The organism is Gilvimarinus gilvus (genome assembly GCF_030518155.1).
GTDB classification, from domain to species: Bacteria; Pseudomonadota; Gammaproteobacteria; order Pseudomonadales; family Cellvibrionaceae; genus Gilvimarinus; species Gilvimarinus gilvus.
In genome coordinates, this window is the sequence record NZ_JAULRU010000569.1 from 34,330 (window position 1) to 53,376 (window position 19,047).

General features: G+C 49.7%; 23 protein-coding genes. 4 read left to right on the forward strand and 19 right to left on the reverse strand.

Translation table 11 applies throughout. The annotated features are described in order from the left end of the window. Nucleotides 1–17: 17 nt before the first annotated feature. From QWI17_RS10760 to QWI17_RS10850, 19 genes are all read right to left on the reverse strand, one after another. Complete coding sequence (locus QWI17_RS10760) at nt 18–689, reverse strand: phytanoyl-CoA dioxygenase family protein (RefSeq protein ID WP_302722508.1); 672 nt, start codon at nt 687–689, stop codon at nt 18–20. Next, nucleotides 689–976, reverse strand: coding sequence for a hypothetical protein (locus QWI17_RS10765; RefSeq protein WP_302722509.1), 288 nt, complete (start codon nt 974–976; stop codon nt 689–691). The genes QWI17_RS10760 and QWI17_RS10765 overlap by 1 nt, the downstream gene beginning before the upstream one ends. Nucleotides 977–1,023: 47 nt before the next feature. Beyond that, entirely contained in the window at nt 1,024–2,136 is a 1,113-nt protein-coding gene (locus QWI17_RS10770; protein WP_302722510.1) for a glycoside hydrolase family protein, read from the reverse strand. A 274-nt stretch (nt 2,137–2,410) separates the two neighbouring features. Next, nucleotides 2,411–2,854 (reverse strand): hypothetical protein, encoded by a 444-nt coding sequence (locus QWI17_RS10775; protein WP_302722511.1) that lies wholly within the window; start codon nt 2,852–2,854, stop codon nt 2,411–2,413. Between the two features lie 31 nt (nt 2,855–2,885). After that, a complete protein-coding gene (locus QWI17_RS10780) occupies nt 2,886–3,800 on the reverse strand; it encodes a lipid kinase (protein WP_302722512.1) in 915 nt (304 codons plus the stop codon). A gap of 7 nt (nt 3,801–3,807) precedes the next feature. Then, entirely contained in the window at nt 3,808–4,602 is a 795-nt protein-coding gene (locus tag QWI17_RS10785) for a DUF1206 domain-containing protein (protein ID WP_302722513.1), read from the reverse strand. Nucleotides 4,603–4,653: 51 nt separating this feature from the next. Beyond that, nucleotides 4,654–5,430, reverse strand: a complete 777-nt coding sequence (locus tag QWI17_RS10790; protein ID WP_302722514.1) for a phosphatase PAP2 family protein — start codon at nt 5,428–5,430, stop codon at nt 4,654–4,656. 490 nt (nt 5,431–5,920) lie between these two features. Further along, nucleotides 5,921–6,634: a L,D-transpeptidase family protein gene (locus QWI17_RS10795; RefSeq protein WP_302722515.1), complete on the reverse strand. Its 714-nt coding sequence runs from the start codon at nt 6,632–6,634 to the stop codon at nt 5,921–5,923. A gap of 129 nt (nt 6,635–6,763) precedes the next feature. Next, on the reverse strand, nt 6,764–7,165 hold the full coding sequence (locus tag QWI17_RS10800; RefSeq protein ID WP_302722516.1) for a DUF1801 domain-containing protein: 402 nt from the start codon (nt 7,163–7,165) through the stop codon (nt 6,764–6,766). A 138-nt stretch (nt 7,166–7,303) separates the two neighbouring features. Then, nucleotides 7,304–7,465, reverse strand: a complete 162-nt coding sequence (locus QWI17_RS10805; protein ID WP_302722517.1) for a hypothetical protein — start codon at nt 7,463–7,465, stop codon at nt 7,304–7,306. Then, complete coding sequence (locus QWI17_RS10810; RefSeq protein WP_302722518.1) at nt 7,462–7,797, reverse strand: hypothetical protein; 336 nt, start codon at nt 7,795–7,797, stop codon at nt 7,462–7,464. Before QWI17_RS10810 ends, QWI17_RS10805 begins: the two co-directional genes overlap by 4 nt. Nucleotides 7,798–7,908: 111 nt before the next feature. Continuing rightward, the gene (locus tag QWI17_RS10815; RefSeq protein WP_302722519.1) at nt 7,909–8,280 is read right to left on the reverse strand and encodes a hypothetical protein; all 372 of its coding nucleotides are present in this window, start codon (nt 8,278–8,280) and stop codon (nt 7,909–7,911) included. 452 nt (nt 8,281–8,732) lie between these two features. Beyond that, on the reverse strand, nt 8,733–9,119 hold the full coding sequence (locus tag QWI17_RS10820; RefSeq protein WP_302722520.1) for a hypothetical protein: 387 nt from the start codon (nt 9,117–9,119) through the stop codon (nt 8,733–8,735). Nucleotides 9,120–9,194: 75 nt separating this feature from the next. Then, entirely contained in the window at nt 9,195–9,485 is a 291-nt protein-coding gene (locus QWI17_RS10825; RefSeq protein WP_302722521.1) for a type II toxin-antitoxin system RelE/ParE family toxin, read from the reverse strand. Then, the gene (locus QWI17_RS10830) at nt 9,482–9,745 is read right to left on the reverse strand and encodes a CopG family ribbon-helix-helix protein (RefSeq protein ID WP_302722522.1); all 264 of its coding nucleotides are present in this window, start codon (nt 9,743–9,745) and stop codon (nt 9,482–9,484) included. The genes QWI17_RS10825 and QWI17_RS10830 overlap by 4 nt, the downstream gene beginning before the upstream one ends. Before the next feature lie 194 nt (nt 9,746–9,939). After that, nucleotides 9,940–10,230, reverse strand: a complete 291-nt coding sequence (locus tag QWI17_RS10835) for a DUF7660 family protein (protein ID WP_302722523.1) — start codon at nt 10,228–10,230, stop codon at nt 9,940–9,942. Nucleotides 10,231–10,377: 147 nt separating this feature from the next. Then, nucleotides 10,378–10,956: a hypothetical protein gene (locus tag QWI17_RS10840; protein WP_302722524.1), complete on the reverse strand. Its 579-nt coding sequence runs from the start codon at nt 10,954–10,956 to the stop codon at nt 10,378–10,380. A gap of 97 nt (nt 10,957–11,053) precedes the next feature. After that, nucleotides 11,054–11,518 (reverse strand): macro domain-containing protein, encoded by a 465-nt coding sequence (locus tag QWI17_RS10845; protein WP_302722525.1) that lies wholly within the window; start codon nt 11,516–11,518, stop codon nt 11,054–11,056. Nucleotides 11,519–11,747: 229 nt separating this feature from the next. Next, nucleotides 11,748–12,251, reverse strand: a complete 504-nt coding sequence (locus QWI17_RS10850) for a hypothetical protein (RefSeq protein ID WP_302722526.1) — start codon at nt 12,249–12,251, stop codon at nt 11,748–11,750. Nucleotides 12,252–13,335: 1,084 nt separating this feature from the next. On the opposite strand from QWI17_RS10850, the gene imuA reads away from it, so the two are divergent. From imuA to QWI17_RS10870, 4 genes are read left to right on the forward strand one after another with little or no spacing between them, the layout of a single operon-like run. Then, a complete protein-coding gene (imuA, locus tag QWI17_RS10855) occupies nt 13,336–14,013 on the forward strand; it encodes a translesion DNA synthesis-associated protein ImuA (RefSeq protein ID WP_302722527.1) in 678 nt (225 codons plus the stop codon). Continuing rightward, on the forward strand, nt 13,970–15,433 hold the full coding sequence (locus QWI17_RS10860) for a Y-family DNA polymerase (protein ID WP_302722528.1): 1,464 nt from the start codon (nt 13,970–13,972) through the stop codon (nt 15,431–15,433). Before imuA ends, QWI17_RS10860 begins: the two co-directional genes overlap by 44 nt. Nucleotides 15,434–15,456: 23 nt before the next feature. Further along, nucleotides 15,457–15,909 carry a DUF6194 family protein gene (locus QWI17_RS10865; RefSeq protein WP_302722529.1) on the forward strand — a complete coding sequence of 151 codons (453 nt, stop codon included), beginning with the start codon at nt 15,457–15,459 and terminating at the stop codon, nt 15,907–15,909. A gap of 11 nt (nt 15,910–15,920) precedes the next feature. After that, a complete protein-coding gene (locus QWI17_RS10870) occupies nt 15,921–19,019 on the forward strand; it encodes an error-prone DNA polymerase (protein WP_302722530.1) in 3,099 nt (1,032 codons plus the stop codon). Nucleotides 19,020–19,047 lie beyond the last annotated feature (28 nt).

The window sequence follows — 19,047 nt, forward strand, 5'->3', positions numbered from 1 at the left end:
TAATCAACCAAAACTTGTTATGCCCAGTGTATGCCCGGCGGTAAAAGGTAACTGCAAAACTCTAAATGCAGCACCCGACGCCGGTCTGGGCTCTTAGCTTTACTTGACGCATGCAACAAATGTGGCCGCATTATTAGCGTAGAACCTTTCGGAGCCTCAATAAATTTAGCCTCACTGGCCCGAGCTATCTCATCAATTTTTCGCTGTGGCAACAAGCCCTCACAATGACTGTTCGGTATTACCTTTAAACAGCCATTTGCTACGGTAGCGTCATCCAAATGTATTCGTAGCGACACCATTTGCTCAAGAACAGCAATGGGTGGCTGTACATGGTGGACGCCGTCTTTAACGCTCCACGGGCCCCAGCCTTCGCACTCGAACCTTTGCGTCACGGCCACGGTTTTATCCTGATGCCAGGCAACTAACCAATTTTTCTCCGGTGTTTTATCAAACACGATTGCCCGAACAAATTTCGGCTTACCCGCTAAGTATTGCGAGACACATTGCAACAAGGGCGCGCTTGCCACCAGCGCGCGTACAGATTCAAGCTTACGCTCGGCAGTGCGAATACCGCCGCCCTTGTTGTTTTTAAGCGCGACATCCGTCTCCCCTCTTAGAGCCTGAATATCCTCGGCGCTCACCAGGTTAGTAATCAATTCGAAACCAGTGTTATTGAACGCTCTAAGCATTAATCATCCAAATGACGCCGATACGGGTTGCGCGGTAACACCTTAACTCCAGCCACATAAGTACCGTGCTTGCCAAATATTTTTCGGGCTGCCTTCTTCTCACCGTGTGTAGGGACTGCCCATAGCTGGCGAGGCCTTATAAGCTTTATCACCCGAACAAAAACAACCATGCCGCACACTCCAAACAGCAATGGCGCAACCAGTGCCGGAAACGTAGCTTTAGACAAAAAGTCGATTTGATAGAAGGTAAGCCAACCCAACGCAGCGAACAATAAAAGAGCTTTCATTCACACTCCATGTCATTGACTCTATCAAAAAGTATCGCGTCTCTCGGCTACGGAAGAGCTGTATCTAACGCACGATCAAAACACTCGCCATCAAAGGGAACCACCAACACTTTACTGCCGTGATTATCACCGCCTTTATCATCCCACTTATTAACGTCTAATGCGCTAAAGGTAAAATGCGTTACATGACCATTCTCAACCAATACGCCCGGACGCTCCAACAGGCTCCACTCGTTGCGTGAGCCGTCTTCGTACTCAAAACCTAACCGCGGGTCGTAGGCAATGCCGGTATCGACCCAATTATTGATCCCGTCACGGGACACCAAATGTCGCGCTTTTTTAATATCCCACCAATTGAGTGTGATGTGATACAAACCGCCACTGTACCAAACAATAGGGTCTTCGGCTTTGAGGTTGTCATAGCCCTCAATATTTGGCCATACACTCGGCCCCTGCGCCACGTAAGGCCCCATAATATCGTCACTGATCATCACAATACCCGGGCGCGATACCAGCATAAATTTGCCGTCCGGCCGCACAATAATACTGACATTGGCGCGGGCCCGATCTAAGTTTTGACCATTCGCCTGCATGGTCACCTGCCCTTGCAGCGCGAATTCGCCGTCAATTGTATCGGAGATAAACACGTCACCTGCGCGTCCGGCATCGCTCGCTACCACATAGTAGCGGCCATCTGGCATCACGCCACCGGTAATGTTATGGCCTAGGCCATCCTGATCACTAAAGAATAACTCAGGGTTACGATAAGGCCCCACCGGCGAATCACTCACGGCCCGCACGGCCACCGACTTTGACCAATCGTAATGGGTTAACTCCCCCGACCAGCGGCTGGCAAACAAATGATACCGCCCTACAGGCCCTTTAATAATCTTGCCATCCCAATAATTCCAATCAGGCTGCACGCCAACGCTTTCCAGACCATTGGCAACATCCCTCGGTATAACGCCCTCAGCGCCCCACACAGCGTCACTCATCTGCCCCACCGGCATTGGCAAGAAGTAATCCACCATCCGTAGCGAATCCCTACCCAAACAAGCATCAACAGCACCAGGGCCCGCAGAATCCCCCACAGGCGCCGCAGAACAAGCCACCATACCGCTAAAGGCCAGCACACCACCCACAAACTTAACCAACTTCATCACGACACCACCGCCTATTTTATATATGAAATATATTTTATATAATATACTGGCGGATTGTAGCCAAAATATCAGCAGTCGTGTACATACAGAGGTTGAAAGCCGATACGCCTGCCCATTACGTGCGCCTCGGTTAACCAAGTTAAAAAGATGCGCCTTCTGTGCTTCACTAATCCGTCAATTCGAGTCATTCCAGTTTGACCCCATTGATCGAACCCCATAGATCGCACATTGGTTTCAATGGCATCGATTCGATGCATCTTAGCGAAAGCGCCTAATGAGCGGCTGAGGCATTCAACTTCTCTCGCGCAACATCAATACTTTGTAAGCAAGCACGGCGCATGGAGGGGTAGTTCTTATCGATCACCTGCATCTGAGGAGCATTTAAGAGTTGTTCAAACTCAGCTTCCCTTTCCAGCCCTTGAGCCATAACATCGGCCGCCTCGTCGGCTGAGAAAAACGCTTCTAAACGCTGCAGTAACTGCTCTCCGGTTTCGCGGTCGGGATCGGGAACGGAGGGTAAATCGCCCCTAGCGCGTATGGCCTCTTCGGCCTCGCTCGCAAGGAGGTCGCGTGCCTCGGCGAGGGTTTTAAACAATTCGCTGGCGAGCTCACAGGTTACGAACTCGGCGGCGTAACGGTAGTGATCGGCGCTTTCCAGTAATGCCACATGCAAATCGTTAAGTGCGACTTGTACATCATTGCGCAATACACTCATGGGCGGGCTTCCTTCTTTGAACAAGTAACATTTAGTCGGGTATTTCATTATCGGCAAGCGCTGGCGCCAGAACCTCTATCGCTTGCCGGATTACGCTAAAGTGCGCGGGCGTTTGAGTTACCGGCTCGCCATCGGCATGGATCTTCATTGTTTTGCGCCCGGTGGTAATGTCTATACGTTCGGCCTGTGCGTTAAAAACACGCTTGTTGTCATGTTGTCTACCATCGCGCAACAAGGGCGCCAGGGTTAGTAATTCCCACACAGTTTGTGGGCGTAAACTGTAAAGTGACAACTTACCATCATCAATACGGGTCTTTTCATCCACGACATTTCCGCCGCCATAGTATCGGCCGTTACCAATTGCCATCTGAATGGATCGCAGGCGATAGTGCACACCATCAACTGACATATTAGCCTTTAACTGTTTAACACGGGTCAGCGCGGCAAAAAAAGCCTTTAAATAGCTCAATACGCCCCAATACTTTTTAACCTCGTCTGTGAGTTCCTCCGAAACTTTCACACCAAGACCGAGGTGGGCAACATTAAAAAAGTAATGCTCATTCACCACACCTAAATCAATACACTGACGCTCGCCTGCAATAATCACCTCAAAAGCCTCATTAAGATCCCCACTCAAGCCAAGTGATCGAGCCAGGTCATTGGCCGTGCCTAGCGGTAAAACGGCCAGCGGCAGGTCGCATTCATACAACACTCCAGCCATTGAGCTGATAGTACCGTCACCACCACCGACAATCACCAGATCCAATTCGTCCTTGCGATCACGTACCGCTTGACGACTCTCATCGGGGCCTTTTGACGCTAACCGTTCGACCGTAATACCAGCTTCCGATAACCGCGCCAAGCCATCATCCAATTGTGCCTCGGCCCCCTGACGCGACTTCGGATTAATCACAAGCAGGGCTTTACATTTTTTTGTATTTCGCATACGGCTGTTACTCATCATTATTAATGCGACGGAATATTGCCTCAAACAAACTATAACAGCCAAACGCTATTAAACCGGCGGCCGCGACGCCTAATAACCAAGCGCCGAACGGGCCATCGCGCAGTGTATTTAAAGCGTCGGCAATCCCTTTAACGTCAGAGCTACGGGCAACAACCGCCGAGCGCGCAAGAATTACACCGATCAAGATTAACACCGCACCGCGAGCCAGCAGACCAAAGCGGCATAGCGGCCGCATCCAAAATCGCTGTGAGCTCGGTAGGCGCATAAACTTCTCGTAGCCAACCTTCCAGCCTTTTACCATATGCGCCACACCCGCTCCTACCATGCCCACGCCAATAACGGCCAGCAACCAAAGGCCAGCATCGGAGGAAAGCCAAGTGGGCTGACCACCGCCGCCCCCGGATCCAAACCACGCCAATTTTGCCGCGAATATTGCCAACGTGGTGTGTGTGGCGGCACTGATAAGCAGACCTACACGCACACCCAAGCCATGCACTGAAGTGCCATGATCGTCAGTATCAAGCAGTGCTTGTGTGCTGCGCCAGATCACATAGCCCGCCAGCCCCACCACTAGTAGCAGTAACAACACTTGACCAAAGGGCTGCTCCGCTATCGCGCGCACAGCCCCTTTACTGTTAGTGGTTTCGCCACCGACACCGGTAGCCGTCATAATGGCTAACATGCCGACAATCAAATAAACCAAACCGCGTGCGGCATACCCCATTCGCGCCAAAACACCAATGGCGGTGACGTTTGTGCGACTCACTAAAGATTCGCTCATTTAAAATCCTATGCGTTATATCAATGGTAGGTTCATCGTTCGGCTAGGGCGCTATTTGCCTTGTCGGTTAGGCGATGAAAGCGTATTAGGGCCTCTCGACACACTATGGTATGGCACGTGGTCAACGGATTCTGGCTCGACTTGACCGCGTCGCTGCAACCAGCCCGCCAACAGCCAACACGCCAGCGCCCAACCCGCACCGCCTGTCCAGCCGGCAAGCACATCGGTGGGCCAATGTACCCCAAGGTACAGTCGGCTCATGCCAACTAACAGCGTAATAGTTAAGGCCGAGATCAAATAATAGGCCCTCAAACGTCGACGCTTTTCGGCTCTGGCCAGCAACACAGCTAAGGTTAAATAGGTGGCAGCCGCTACCATCGAATGACCACTGGGAAAACTCGCGGTATACACTTCTGTGCCGTGGGGCACTAAATCCGGCCGGTCACGCTCATAAGCATCTTTAAGCAAACTGTTCGCACAAAGTGACCCCAAAGAGGATACCAACACAACCACCGCGAGCCGACGGCGTTGGCACAACACTAAGTACCCCATAACGATCAGCGTTAACAACGTCAATATCACATTGCTACCCAAGGCGGTAACATCGCGCCCCACCTCCTCCGCCCAGTCTGGGCCAATAGGGTCTGACACATCGCCTGCGCTACGCATCATCAGCAATACACGGCGATCAAACTCGTGAGTGTCACCCTCGGTGACAGCATCGGCGATCTCAGCAAATGCCCAAACAGAGCCTGCCAAGGCAAGCACCACACACATAACGGTTAACTCGCGACCGCCTAACCAAATAAAAAATCGACTGAATCCCATTATCCCCACAAACCTGTTTATGCCTTTAATGCAAAAGTTAACGTGTCAGAGTAGAGATGAATGCAAAAGCAACGCCATCGACGCGAGCGCACAAGTTCAGGCTCTGAACTGATGGTGACCGCAACCACTGTGTAAATTACGGCACGCTAGAGTAGAATTTGCAAAACTGACAAGCATAAAGTGACGGAGCCAATAATATTGGGGCGTGCCAACTAAGGATGTTCCGTTGTGCCTTAACGATTTTTGTACGAGTGTGTGAAGGGAGGTTAAGACAAATGCAATTGCGCCTTTAAAGTCGCCTCTGACCTTAAAATGAACAGCGTCTTTTTAAATCAGCCATTCTTCCTATCTATTGCATAAAACAGCTTTGACCCAATTAAATATTCACGGTTTAGAACCGTTATTTTTAGTAATGGACGTTGCACTCAACAGCCTGCTAACTTCCATGAAGACTCTGTGCGGCTAACCCGCCACGTTGCAAATGACGGCATTAGTTTCCAGCACTAAACACATACCTTCCATTTTTCGCATTAACATCCGGGGGAACCTTATGTTTGGCAAAAAGGTCGTACCCTTCCTTTAAATTCTGCCAGAAAGAGTACCACCTATTAGATTTGTACTTTTCCAATACGCCCCTTTCCAGGCGAAAAGGAAATGCATGCACTCTAAAAAATGGCTGCCCTGACTCGAACGCACCCTGCGCCATTGCGTATATTTCGTTTATAAATCGGTCGGTCATCGCATAGCAGCCAATAGACAGACATCTTCCGTGAACCATCAGCGCGCTTCCCGTATAGCCATGCTGGCGTTCATAGTGATTTGGGTAACCCAGGTTGAATGACAAATGATATGAACTCCATGGATTTAGGTTTCCAGGTTTAACAAAATAGAAGCCTTCAGGTGCTTGATTATCCCCTTCCTTTGTCTTTGGCCCCAAACTCCCAGAATAAGCACAAATCTCATAAGTTTTAAACAGTTCGTACGCTTCCCTACGCTTCACCCACAACTCAAGTTCCGAAGATTTTTTAAATATGCGTATGTAGATGGGGCTACCATATTCAAGACCAACCCGCTTAAGCTGAGCAACTAATTCAGCCTTAACAGTGCGAATTGCCTTTTCCGATCTTGCACTCGTCGGTATTTCCGCCGAAATACAGATATTTGCGAGCAGTAGTAGAAGCACAATTTTAATATGTTTATCCATGCCTACTCTTTGTATGCTAATGCCCAGTACATGCGAAACTGGGTTGGCGTGAGTTTGGTTTTTAAAGCAGCGCCAGCGAACTGAAAACAGAAAGTGCGACGGCCACAGTTTTGACCGTGGCGCTGCTTTTTAGGCACTTGCGCACTGATACTTTTTTTGCATATCTTTTACCGATGCTTTAACTAACTTGCGCAGTACCGTTAAGTCTATATCTGCCAGCTTATTGATGTATAAACAGGATTTGCCGACTTTGTGTTTACCTAGATTTTCCAGCATCGTCTCATAACTCGAAAATCCAGGCATTATATAGACTGCCAGATGTTGCTTTCTGGGGGAAAATCCCGTAACAAAGAAGTCCCCTTCTCGCCCACTCTCGTACTTGTAATGGTACCTACCATAACCAATCATGCTGCCATGTATATATGGCTCATATCCAGACTCTTCCTCGATGAGATCGACTAAAGCCTCGGAATCACTCCTCCTGCGCTCATTCTCAAGATTAGATATGAATTCAAGAACCTGCTTTTTCATCGCCACCCTCCTCATTGTTGGTGTTCCCCCCAAGAAGTAGACGCTCTACCCTTCGCCGTACACACGGACACGAGTTTACGAGCGCACCACTACCCTTTTGTCGCGGTGAATAATGTGCTTTTTAGTGTATGGCCAAGCTTACTTCTCAGTCAGAGTCTCCCAGTAAGGCAGCCCATTTTTAGAGCTGCACCGTTGCACAATTTCAGGATCAGAACCAGGAACGACATTGAGCGTCCCATAGGCGAACTCCTCGTCAGCGAACAGACAAACAATATCGTTAGTGTCCTCAGGCTGATTCATCTTTCGCCTCCAGAATAGACCTCACCTACATTGCTACCGTTATCCACCACTTCAAATCGACCAAACCCGTCAATTATGTACCTTCGGGACATATAGTTCTGAAAATGATAAGCCCCGTCCCAGTTTAGAAGAGTTCCCTTTACTAGAACGGTTTCTCTTCCGTCTGAACCCGTAACCGTTACATCCTCGGTAAGCCTCACCACTTTATTCTCTTTCTTAGTAGGAAAATCAACCTTTCCCCAGACTGTGTTTTGTTCTGCTACGTAAAACCCTAGCGAGAACGAAGTTGCTGCTATTCCGAGACCAATTAGCTTTATTGCGTTTTTCTTCATGGGATGCCTAACGCAGAGTGGAGCGGCAGTTTGTGGATTGGCGTTTTGTGCCAGTGTCGCAACCAGCACAAAAAAGCCGCGAAACAAACTGATTGACACGTATTGTTAGGCTTAGAACATTTCATCATGATTGTATTTTGCCGCCTGTGAAACATATGAAACATGGTCACCAAAAAGCTCTTTAAGATCCTGACGAAGATCACTAATACATTCATCCCCCACTATGTCGCACACTTGCTCACGTATTCGAGGGTTACTGTTGTGCATATTCGATTTTAGTAGCCGGATTCTTTCTTGATTCGATAATTGATAGGCGTTATACGCAAACACCCAGCCAGATACTTTTTCATCGCTAAATTTTGATTCGATACCAGCCAGCTGATCTTTGCTTAAAAAGAAATCCTTTTTATTAATTGCAAAGGAAAATGCTTCGATTACTTTGCTTTCCTCTTCACTAAATATATTTTCGTGATAATCAGCCATTTGGGAGCCTAACGCAGAGGGCAACGACGCGAGCTTGCAAGCATCCGGCACACGAAGTGTGCGAATTGACACGCTTTAATACACATGCTTTTTGGCGCCGATTCTATTAACAACATACAACTTTGCCGAGTATCTTTGCGACACGAGGCTAAGTGTGCTTACCAAAGCCAAAAGTTGGGCATAGCCATTCAGCGGCGCGATAATGAAGCCTGAGACTGCAATTAGCGAAACTGCAAGCAGTACACCTGTTAGTAGGCTTGCTCTCTGACTATGTCCAAGACGAACCCGGCACTCACGGCATTGATGAAGCGAAACTTGATTGAAAAGCAATTTTTGCCATATGCCGATAGATACTTTGCAATTAGGCCAGCGGATCATGTTCATTCTCGCGTAGCGCCTTGCTAACGGAACGGAGCTCCGCTTAAGCAACTTATTAAATGATTTACCCTGCACTAATACTGTCCTTTTTTCCAGCGCTTAGCTGTGACTTTCTCCAACTTTCGTCTATACAGACTTGTAGAAAACTCTGAAGTTTCTCCGCGGTATATTTTGAATATTTCTTCACTTAAAATCGCTCCGATAGCGTGGATTGCTTCATGGCGATCTAGCCCCTGACGCTTTAACTTTGATAGAGTTTCCGGCAAATGTTCGACTTTTAAGGCTAGTTGATTTTCGACAACGACATGTATGGCACAGTGAATAGATAACGCCTGATCATCTTCAAAATCAGAGCCATCGGAATGCTCATGGAAGGATCGTACCGAATCAATTCGATCACCCTCTGAGAGCCCAAGCCATTCCTCAGAATCTGGCGCCACAAGAGGATTATACTGATACATGTTTCTCCTAAGCTCCCTGATGGTTGACCACTTAACGTCGCAAGCGCCCCCAGCCCGAAGGGCGATTTTGCCTTGTTATAAGTTTTTCTCGTTTTCTTTGTTGTGCCAAACTCGCAAAATATAAACGGTGCCGTCGGTAATTAAATACCGCACGGTGTAATCGCCAATATATAAATCTCGGATCCTTTCTGGATCAGGCGCTTTAATTACTGGCAAACCAATTTCGGGAAATTGCTTTAGTCTGGAAGCTCCCTCTTGAAGGTCAATTGCGACTCTTCGAGCAGCGTAAGAATTTTTGACTTCAACAAACTCGACAACTCGCTGAAGATCTTCAAGCGATTCTGGGGAATATTTAACCTCGATCACTTTGGTGGCTCTTTGCGCTCACCAGTGCCCCAGCTGTTTAGCCAGGCATTCACATCCGCTTCAGCAATGGATTTGCCTGACTTAATAGACTCCAGAGCCTCAAGTGTGTCTGACCACCTAGAATCCTCGAGAGACTGCCTTGCCAAAAACTCTTTAATTGCTTGATTTATAAGATAGTTTTTACTTCTATCTAGCTTGCTCGCTAACGATTCAAGTGGCTTATCTATGTCATCGGCTAGCCTGATACTTGTAACACTCATCGAAATACACCTCTGTATTCATATGTATTACATCTTAGTACATGTTTACGCTCAGTACTAGATTGATTTATAGCGCCTTTGTCAGTTGCGTTTTGGTTGTAGTGGAGTTTTGGGGTAAAGTGGAATAGCCACCCCAAAACGAAGCGTAGACCAAAACGTCAACTGGACAAACTTGTTATGTGATTGGCACATTTTCATTCGTAGATTTTTCCACAATACAGAAATACAGCCATCTTTTTCCACATATTCGCTTCTGCGAGATCTTGAGATGCGCCAAAATCCGAATCTATAGCCCATGCGTGCGCAGCTTCTAAGAATGACTCGATTGCTCCATTCTCCCAACCATTTGCTCCGCTACTGTACGGACTGCTAGGATTAATTTTTCCTTTTTGTACCGAATCTTCACGATCATTTTTGAGTGCCTCTACGAAAGCCAAAAATGAATTTTGATCATCTACTATTTCAACCAACTCGTGTAATTCCATAATAATATTTCTATTTTCGTCGCGGCACTGTGAGCACATAACGCTCAAATCAAGCGACCGAATTGATGCGTGGATTTTAGTGATATCTTAGCGCGAAGCGCCAGCACTAAAAGCCGCGCAGCGATTTGGGTCGCTTGGATTTTTTTGTTAGGAGGCATCCTTGATTGTATTCGAGCTTAGTATTTTGATCCTTTCCAACGATTTCGAAAAGAACTTTTCACATAGTTGGTAGGGTATCGTATAGTAAAAATCTTGAGAGGTAACGATGCTATCAAACACTGAATTACTTGAATTTGGCTTCATTTCATATTTGTAATCCATTACAACCTCTTTATTAGTAACTAATGCGCTTTCAAGATCGGCATAAGTTATGTTCAGGTCGGATTTACCTTTTGCATCCTTCAATGTCGACTCAACTTCATTTTTCAGTGTTATGTATTGGTTCTCCAAAAATGCTCTGGACCAATCAGACAACTCTGGATAGAGCTTATCTAGTAAATGAGTGTGGCGACATTCTCTACCGTTATCTATTTCCCAGAATATTTTGACAATGAGTTCAAACACTACCGCATTTAAAAAATAGCATGTAGCATTAATTTGGAAAAAATCATCTCGAATAAACTTTTCATGATGAGATTGATCTGCCGGCTTAATTGAAAGTTGAATTTTTGTGCTTTTAATAAAGCTTTCTGCTGCTCTGATTTTCTCTTCCGTGCAAATCAACATGGACACCTCCTAACGCCTTTGTAACGAAAAGCCTTGTGGCGAAGCCACGCTTAAGGCTGTCCAGCCCGAAGGGCGATCATTGACAAACTTGTTAGGCCTAGCCGCTGAACTTGACAATATACATCCTTGCATTTGTTGTAATCTCAGAAAATGCCTGCTCCATAATTCTCTGTGACCATGCTTCACCACGATTGCCAGAACCTGCCCCAATCAAAGGAAAGGCAACGCTTTCGAAGCCGAGTTCGTTCACCAAAGCCATTGCATTTTTAACGCTCTCACGGACTGAATATTCTGTGGCGAACCAGAACATATTTATACCTGCGACATGTATTATGCCCTTAAACTTAAGATTGCCTGAGCCTGTAACCCTCGCCTGGCCTAACGGTATTGGACCAAACTTGGCAACTTCTTTAAAAGGCTTAGTTCCTCCACGTTTTTTAATTGCACCGGACACTCCTTGAGGCAGAAGTAACCACCACGGGATAATATTCCGGTTCCAGCTATTAACGATCACCTCGACATCTTGCTCGAGCAAATCTCCGTCTATGATAGTAACTTTCATTTTATCTGACCTAACGCCGTTGTAACCGGACCGAATTGCGGAGCGGTTTTTGTGTTAGAAGCGCAGCGAATACAAAACTGCGCAGCAATTTGGTTCCGGTTTACAACCTTGTTATACGCTTACTTCTTCTTTTTGTCGGAGCTATTGTTAACTTGGCTTTTCTTGACGTACTCAGTAGTTGGAGGCTTTTGCTCGGTATTGTTTTGCGGCTTTTTCTGGTCTTTGTCACTCATATTACTAGCTCCTTAATAGCTATTAAAATTACAAGAAGCCCAGAAATCCACGCAGCTATAGCCATTTCATTGTATGCATACTCAAGATTCTGTGCTTTCCTATCTATTACAACACTAAGTTTTTCGGTAGTATCCACATAGCAGTCAATCATATGTGCTAGTGATTTTTCATCGGATGTGCCAAGTATGTAATCAGCATTTGCTCGGCTTTTGGGAGCGACTGGACATTCCCCCAACTTCAATGCAAGTAGGGCATGCCCCCAAGAGCACGCTAAAACTAAAGATATTGCTCCACAAGCCACCAGAATTAGCCATTCTATCTCGCTGACTGGCGAGAATATTACCTTAGATTTGAATCCCACAAGGGCGGTAAAGATACCGATCACTATTGTCATGAGAGTTACGAGTTTCCCGCACTTCTCTTCAAAATGTTTGAAGCGCGACTGCTCCTCTATGTAGCGGTCTTTTATATAATTGAGAGCTTCCGTTTTAATATCCATACTTGCTCTTACGTATAACAGTTAATTAAAAAGCATGGGCATATCTAGACACCATGTCTACATCTAGGAACAAGTGTCCACATCTAACCACCTGAGTCTAAATCTGCACACCGTCAACCTGTGTCGCTCGAACATTAAAATTGAAGTAACCAAAGAAAGGAAAGTGCGCCGCATCACTCCCGACGTGCTTAGATACCTTCCAGTTGGTTGAATCTACAGGCATCGCCAAATTTAAGACAAGTCAGATCAACCTGTAAAACACTTGAGGAAAAGAGTGCCATGGTTTCGACAACTTGGCAAGTTGTCGAAGTCGGACGTCCGACGCCTGATGGGAATAGAAAGTCTGATGTCCGACGTCTGAGGTCGGATGCAAAAAACTAATCTAGCTACGAAGTGCCCTGCCCCTCCCGTCGTATCCAGCCGAAGACGAGCTAATTTTGTGGGTCAATTGCACATAGGAAGTGTGAATGCCTGAAGTCCGACGTCTGACGCTTAAGAGCATTGAGCTACGGAGTACCCCTCCCCCATGCCACTGAGCCGAGTGGAGATTGAATTTGGTGGGTAAGCTCGCATGGACGCGAGTGCAAGTATCGTCAGGCCAGGGAAGGCCTGTCGATACGACCCTCCAAATTCAATCGTAGCGAGGGAACCCGAAGGGCCAGTTGCGGGGCGCGTCTTTTGGTTACTTTTCGTCGCGTCACGAAAAGTTACTCGCCCGCCCGGGCGAAATCCGGGCAAATGACTAGAAAAGAAAAGTCTGATGTCTGACAGGAATAGAAAGTCTGAGGTCTGATGTCTGAAGTCGGACGTAAAACAAGGCCATGCTACGAAGTATCCCTACTCCTCCCATCGTATCCAGCTGAACGTAGGCCAATTTGGGTGGTTAATCGCGCATGGAGAAGGTGAATATTGCGGAGCAATAGAGAAGCCAGCCTGGGCTGCGTGCAAGAGCGACGGGTTACTTTTCGTCGCGTCACGAAAAGTTACTCGCCCGCCCGGGCGAAATCCGGGCAAAAAAACCCCCTTGAATCCCCACCCCAAAACACTATACTGTACATACATACAGCATAGATGCCATGCAACCATGACCAATATCGAACAACTACTGCAACAGCGCCGTATTTACCGTGGGGGGCAACTGGCCCCTCCGGCGGCCGTGCACCCCAGTGGTTTTACCGAGTTGGATAACGCTTTGGGCGGTGGCCTGCCCGGTAGCGGCGTGTGCCGCATACAATCGGACACCGGTATTGGCGAGCTGCGCCTGCTGGCACCTTATTTACGTTCGGCCGATGGCGAATTACTGGTACTAATTAACCCACCGGGCGCGCTGTGCCCGGACTTTTGGGCCGAGGCGGGTTTTAGCTGTGAGCAGCTCTACGCTGTGTACGGCGACAACAAGCAAGCCCTCTGGAGCGCTAAGCAGTGTCTGCAAAGTGGTTGTTGTGTGTCGGTGCTTTTGTGGCAAAGGGACATCAGTGTGGCGGATATAAAACGCCTACAGCTGGCAAGTACTGAGGGGCGGTGCGCACTGTGGTTACTGCAAAGCGCCGGGCGGGCCAATCAATCCCTACCGCTGACACTCAGCCTCGCCCTGGCCCCCACTCACAACGGGCTTGAGGTGCGTGTCACCAAGCGCAAAGGCGGTTGGCCCACCGGCCCCATTCAGTTGGATTGGCGTGCCGACTGGCCAGCGCTGGTACTGCAACCGCTGCCGGCCAATGTGCACCCGCTGTCGCAACCGGGGCGGCGCCAACGCGCCTGAACTCAACACCATGCTCTGGCTCTATATCCACTTTCCGGCCTTGCAGCTGGACAGCCTACCCACCGCCCCCAATGAGACACCCTGCCCACGGGCGATTGTCTGCGAACGCCACTTTACGGTGCTGCAGCTCAACACCGAGGCCGAAGCCTCAGGCTTACATCTGGGCATGGGCATGGCGCTGGCTTGCTCGCTGAACCGCGAACTGCAGGTGTTGCCCTTTCAATCGAATTTTGGCCCCGAGCGCCTGCGTGAAATTGCTCACCTACTCTACCCGCTCAGCGCTGACATCAGTATTTTTGAGCCCGACGGATTACTGCTTAAGGCCAGTTCCATGCTGCGTTACCACGGCGGCTTAACCCCCTACTGGCAAGCCATTACAGCACACCTTAATAATGAAGGGCTGCGCCACTCGGCCGCCACCGGTTTGCGCCCACTGAGTGCCCGGGTGGTGGCCAGACACGGCGACACCTGCATTGAAGACGACAACCACTGGCTGCAACACCACTGGCAAATTTTGCCGTTACACGCCGCGGACTTTGCATCCCGCCCGCTGAATGATTTGCAGCGCCTCGGCTTAAAAAGTTTAGCCAAGCTGTGTGCTCTGCCACGCTCGGAGCTGGCCGACCGGCTCGACAACACGAGCTTAACGTACCTGCAAAAACTCACCGGAGAAAAACCACACCCAGTGCGTTTTTTTACCCCCCCTGAACGCTTTGGCCACTACCGCGAGCTGCCCTGTGAAATTGAAACCACCGATGCCTTGCTGCCACCTTTAACCGTCACTGTGCAAAGCCTGCAGCGGTTTTTACAAAGCCGCGCTCAGGTCACGGACGCACTGCAGCTGACGTTACACCTGCGTGCGCAAGAGTCCATTGTGCTGAACATTCACGCCGGTGGCGGCGAAGACTCGGCCAAGCTGTGGCAAGGTTTGATTGAGCTTAAATTGGAAAGCCTCGCCCTGAATGCGGCCATTTACGCCTACACACTGAGCGCTAACCGCAGCTTTAACCGGGAGCAGAAAAACCAAGATTTATTCTGTAACCAAAACGCTGAACTCACCCCAGCGCAGCTACTTGCGCGCCTACAGGCAAAGCTTGGCAGCGAGGCCATTAAGCAAACCTTGCTCTGCAATGATTTTCGCCCGGGCGTTCACCCCGGCCACATAAAACCCACGCAAAAATTAACAGCACTTACGCCACATTCACTGCGGCCCAGCGTGTTACTGCGCCACCCTAAGGCCACCGCCGAGCCCTTGGTGCTGGTGCACGGGCCCGAGCGCATAGTGACCGGCTGGTGGGATCAGCAAACCCTATCGCGCGATTATTTTGTTGCCCGCAACCGCGCCGGGCGCTGGCTGTGGGTATACAAACCACTGAGCCCGCCCGATAAAAACTGGTACATACACGGGTATTTTTGTTAATGCACCATAACCACGGAGCCACCATGTCCCCTTCTACCATTTGTGAGTTTTTACTCGCCCACTACTCAGGCTTAGTGCAACTGAACAAGTGGGGAGAAACCTCTTTTTTTTACAATCCCGGCAAGGTGTTACCCCACGGTATTTATTTTGCGACGATCAAAGAAAAAGACGGCGCCAACGACAAAGGCTCCAACCTTGACCGTACCGAGATATTTCGTTTTAACTTCGCGGTAGCACCCGCCACCTTCGGGCAACACCTGGGCCCCAAACCCAAGCGCCCCGCCGCCGGCGAAGTCATAAACACCCGTTATGATTTACAACAACTGAACACCCTAATGCCCCACCCGGTATACGGCTGGATGAACTGGGTGTGTGTTTTAAACCCAGACGACGCATGCTTTGCCGCACTCAAACCCTTACTGGATGAGTCGTATCAGCTGGCCCAGAAAAAATTTGCCAAACGCTGTAAAAACTAGCGCTGCGAATCATGCATTACGCCGAGCTGTTTTGTCAGAGCAACTACTCATTTTTAACCGGCGCCTCACACCCCGAGGAGCTGATCGTGCGCGCTTGCGAATTGGGCTACCGTGCCATTGCCATTACCGATGAATGCTCGGTGGCCGGTGTGGTAAAAGCTTACAGCGCCATTAAAGAGTACAAGCTGCCCATCAAATTAATTGTCGGCAGTTTGTTGCGTATGCCGGGCGACATGCGGCTGGTTGCCCTGTGCCCGAACCGCCAAGGCTACGCCGAGCTGTGCCGCATTATTACCAATGCCCGGCGCCGGGCCCCTAAAAACCACTATGAGTTGTCCCGCTGGGATATCGCCTCACTCAGACACTGCCTGCTTATTTGGTTACCGGAAGGCAACACCGAGCAAACCGACAGCGCGCAATGGCTAAAAAAATACCACAGCGGCCGGTTATGGATTGGAGTGCAGCGTCACCTAACCAACAATGAAGAAGCCCACAACCGGCAGCTCGAACAACTGGCCATGACCGAGCAAATACCACTGGTGGCCTGCGGCGGTGTATTAATGCATCACAGCCAGCGCTTAACCCTGCAACATGTACTCAGCGCCCGCAAACTTGGTTTAACCGTCAGCGAGGCCGGTCGTGAACTGCTCAGCAACGCCGAGTACAGCCTGCGCAGCATAAGCAAGTTGCAACGTTTATTTAACACCCGCTGGCTGCAGCAAAGCCTGCACATTGCCGAGCAGTGCCAGTTTGATATGGGAGAGCTTAAATACGAATACCCCGCCGAGGTTATACCCAGTGGCTTCACCGCTATGGCGTATTTGCGCCAGCGCGTCGCCGAGGGTTGCCGAAAACGCTTCCCACAGGGCGTACCTACGTCCATTGCTGCCACCATTGACAAAGAGCTCACGCTGATTGAAGAAATGGAGTACGCCCATTTCTTTTTAACCATTGACGACATTGTGCGCTTTGCCCGCGAGCAACATATTTTGTATCAGGGCCGCGGCTCATCAGCCAACTCGGTGGTGTGTTATTGCCTGGAAATTACCGCCGTAGACCCGCGCCATATTAATGTGTTGTTCGAGCGCTTTATTTCTAAAGAGCGCAACGAGCCACCCGATATTGACGTGGACTTTGAGCACGAAAGGCGTGAAGAAATTATTCAGTACATCTATCAAAAGTACGGCCGCGAGCGCGCCGCCCTGGCGGCCACCGTCATTGGCTACCGCTTTAAAAGCGCCCTGCGCGATGTCGGTAAAGCCCTTGGCTTTAACGACACGCAACTGGATTTTTATATTAAAAACATTAACCGGCGCGATGCCAGCCAGCCCTGGCAGCAACAACTAGGCGAGCTCGGTATTGATGCCCAAACCCACACCGGCGCACAGCTGATCCAGCTGACCGAAACCCTACTCGGCTTTCCCCGCCATTTATCCCAGCATGTGGGTGGCTTTGTTATTTCGAGCGGCCCCCTGTACGAACTGGTGCCGGTAGAAAACGCCGCGATGCCCGACCGAACCGTTATTCAGTGGGACAAGGACGACTTAGAAAGCCTCGGCTTGTTAAAAGTGGATGTGCTGGCGCTCGGCATGTTGACCGCCATTCGCAAGGCGCTGGATTTAATTGAACGGCACGAACACAAGCGCTATGAACTGTACCAAATTACTCGCAGTATGGATGATCAGGCCGTATACGCCGACTTGCAAAAAGCCGACTCCGTGGGCGTATTTCAGGTGGAGTCCCGCGCACAAATGTCGATACTACCGCGCTTAAAACCGGCCAGTTACTATGACTTAGTTATTCAAATTGCTATTGTGCGGCCCGGCCCGATTCAGGGCGGTATGGTGCACCCGTATTTAAAACGCCGCAACGGCACTGAGTCGGTCAGCTACCCTTCTGAAGATGTGCGCTCGGTGCTAGAACGCACCCTAGGCGTACCTATTTTCCAGGAGCAAGTGATTCAACTGGCGATGGTCGCGGCGGGCTTTTCCGGCGGCGAAGCCGACCAACTGCGCCGCGCCATGGCGAGCTGGAAAAAAACCGGCAAGCTCATGCAGTTTAAAAGTAAGTTGATCAACGGCATGCAGGAGCGCGGCTACCCAAAGACGTTTGCCGAACAATTGTTTGAACAAATACGGGGCTTTGGTGAATACGGCTTTCCCGAGTCGCACTCGGCAAGCTTTGCGCTACTTGCCTACGCCTCGGCCTGGTTAAAACACTACTACCCACAAATCTTTTACTGCGCCTTGCTCAACAGTTTGCCCATGGGGTTTTACTCCGCCTCCCAGCTGGTGCAGGATGCAATACGCCACGGCCACACCGTACTGCCAGTCTGTGTTAACCACTCGCGTTATGATCACACCCTGGAACAACACTCAGGCGAGTGGGCACTCAGGCTTGGGTTTAGGCAAGTCAAGGGCCTGCCCCAGCAAGCGGCAAACACCCTGATTGCAAACCGCGGCCAGGGCTTTAACAGCCTGGAGCAAGTAAAAGCCAGCGGCATTGGCGCCCCCGCATTGCAGGCGCTGGCCAGTGCCGATGCGCTGGCCACGCTAGCCGGCAACCGTTACCAGAGCCGCTGGCAACTGATGGGGCATTCATCCAAGTTAAGCACCCACGCATTATCTCCCACGAGCCACGAGCCAACTCTGGCCATTGCCGAACCATCGGCGGTTACACTGCCGGCGCCCAGCGCTGAAGAAAATATGATTGAGGATTACGTTAATTTAGGGTTAAGTTTAGAGCACCACCCGGTGTCACTGCTATTGGCCGACAACCGCTTACCGCCCTTTACGTTTGCCTGCGACTTAAACCAAAAACAACATCAATCACTGGTGACCGTTGTGGGTGTGGTCACCGGTAGGCAAAGTCCCGGTACGGCTTCCGGGGTTACCTTTGTCACACTGGAAGATCACACCGGCAACGTCAATGTAGTGGTCTGGTCCGCCACCGCACGCGCGCAAAAGGCACCCTTTCTTGCCGCTAAAATGTTGCGAATTAAAGGCATTTTAGAACGGGAGGGAGAAGTCATTCATGTGATTGCCGGCAAGCTGGAAAGCCTTGACGCTTTATTGGATGGATTGGCGCTGTCTTCGCGGGATTTTCACTAATAGGGCAGCACTAGCAAACCAGATTGAT

Bases quoted from the DNA above. Each gene is read 5' to 3' on its own strand.
- QWI17_RS10770 (WP_302722510.1), bottom strand. From the start codon at position 2,136: ATGAAGTTGGTTAAGTTTGTGGGTGGTGTGCTGGCCTTTAGCGGTATG.
- QWI17_RS10790 (WP_302722514.1), bottom strand. From the start codon at position 5,430: ATGGGATTCAGTCGATTTTTTATTTGGTTAGGCGGTCGCGAGTTAACC.
- QWI17_RS10805 (WP_302722517.1), bottom strand. From the start codon at position 7,465: ATGAATCAGCCTGAGGACACTAACGATATTGTTTGTCTGTTCGCTGAC.
- QWI17_RS10785 (WP_302722513.1), bottom strand. From the start codon at position 4,602: ATGAGCGAATCTTTAGTGAGTCGCACAAACGTCACCGCCATTGGTGTT.
- QWI17_RS10845 (WP_302722525.1), bottom strand. From the start codon at position 11,518: ATGAAAGTTACTATCATAGACGGAGATTTGCTCGAGCAAGATGTCGAG.
- QWI17_RS10835 (WP_302722523.1), bottom strand. From the start codon at position 10,230: ATGGAATTACACGAGTTGGTTGAAATAGTAGATGATCAAAATTCATTT.
- QWI17_RS10765 (WP_302722509.1), bottom strand. From the start codon at position 976: ATGAAAGCTCTTTTATTGTTCGCTGCGTTGGGTTGGCTTACCTTCTAT.
- QWI17_RS10810 (WP_302722518.1), bottom strand. From the start codon at position 7,797: ATGAAGAAAAACGCAATAAAGCTAATTGGTCTCGGAATAGCAGCAACT.
- QWI17_RS10865 (WP_302722529.1), top strand. From the start codon at position 15,457: ATGTCCCCTTCTACCATTTGTGAGTTTTTACTCGCCCACTACTCAGGC.
- QWI17_RS10820 (WP_302722520.1), bottom strand. From the start codon at position 9,119: ATGTATCAGTATAATCCTCTTGTGGCGCCAGATTCTGAGGAATGGCTT.
- QWI17_RS10840 (WP_302722524.1), bottom strand. From the start codon at position 10,956: ATGTTGATTTGCACGGAAGAGAAAATCAGAGCAGCAGAAAGCTTTATT.
- QWI17_RS10775 (WP_302722511.1), bottom strand. From the start codon at position 2,854: ATGAGTGTATTGCGCAATGATGTACAAGTCGCACTTAACGATTTGCAT.
- QWI17_RS10815 (WP_302722519.1), bottom strand. From the start codon at position 8,280: ATGGCTGATTATCACGAAAATATATTTAGTGAAGAGGAAAGCAAAGTA.
- QWI17_RS10830 (WP_302722522.1), bottom strand. From the start codon at position 9,745: ATGAGTGTTACAAGTATCAGGCTAGCCGATGACATAGATAAGCCACTT.
- QWI17_RS10795 (WP_302722515.1), bottom strand. From the start codon at position 6,634: ATGGATAAACATATTAAAATTGTGCTTCTACTACTGCTCGCAAATATC.
- QWI17_RS10850 (WP_302722526.1), bottom strand. From the start codon at position 12,251: ATGGATATTAAAACGGAAGCTCTCAATTATATAAAAGACCGCTACATA.
- QWI17_RS10780 (WP_302722512.1), bottom strand. From the start codon at position 3,800: ATGCGAAATACAAAAAAATGTAAAGCCCTGCTTGTGATTAATCCGAAG.
- QWI17_RS10860 (WP_302722528.1), top strand. From the start codon at position 13,970: ATGTGCACCCGCTGTCGCAACCGGGGCGGCGCCAACGCGCCTGAACTC.
- QWI17_RS10760 (WP_302722508.1), bottom strand. From the start codon at position 689: ATGCTTAGAGCGTTCAATAACACTGGTTTCGAATTGATTACTAACCTG.
- QWI17_RS10870 (WP_302722530.1), top strand. From the start codon at position 15,921: ATGCATTACGCCGAGCTGTTTTGTCAGAGCAACTACTCATTTTTAACC.
- imuA (WP_302722527.1), top strand. From the start codon at position 13,336: ATGACCAATATCGAACAACTACTGCAACAGCGCCGTATTTACCGTGGG.
- QWI17_RS10800 (WP_302722516.1), bottom strand. From the start codon at position 7,165: ATGAAAAAGCAGGTTCTTGAATTCATATCTAATCTTGAGAATGAGCGC.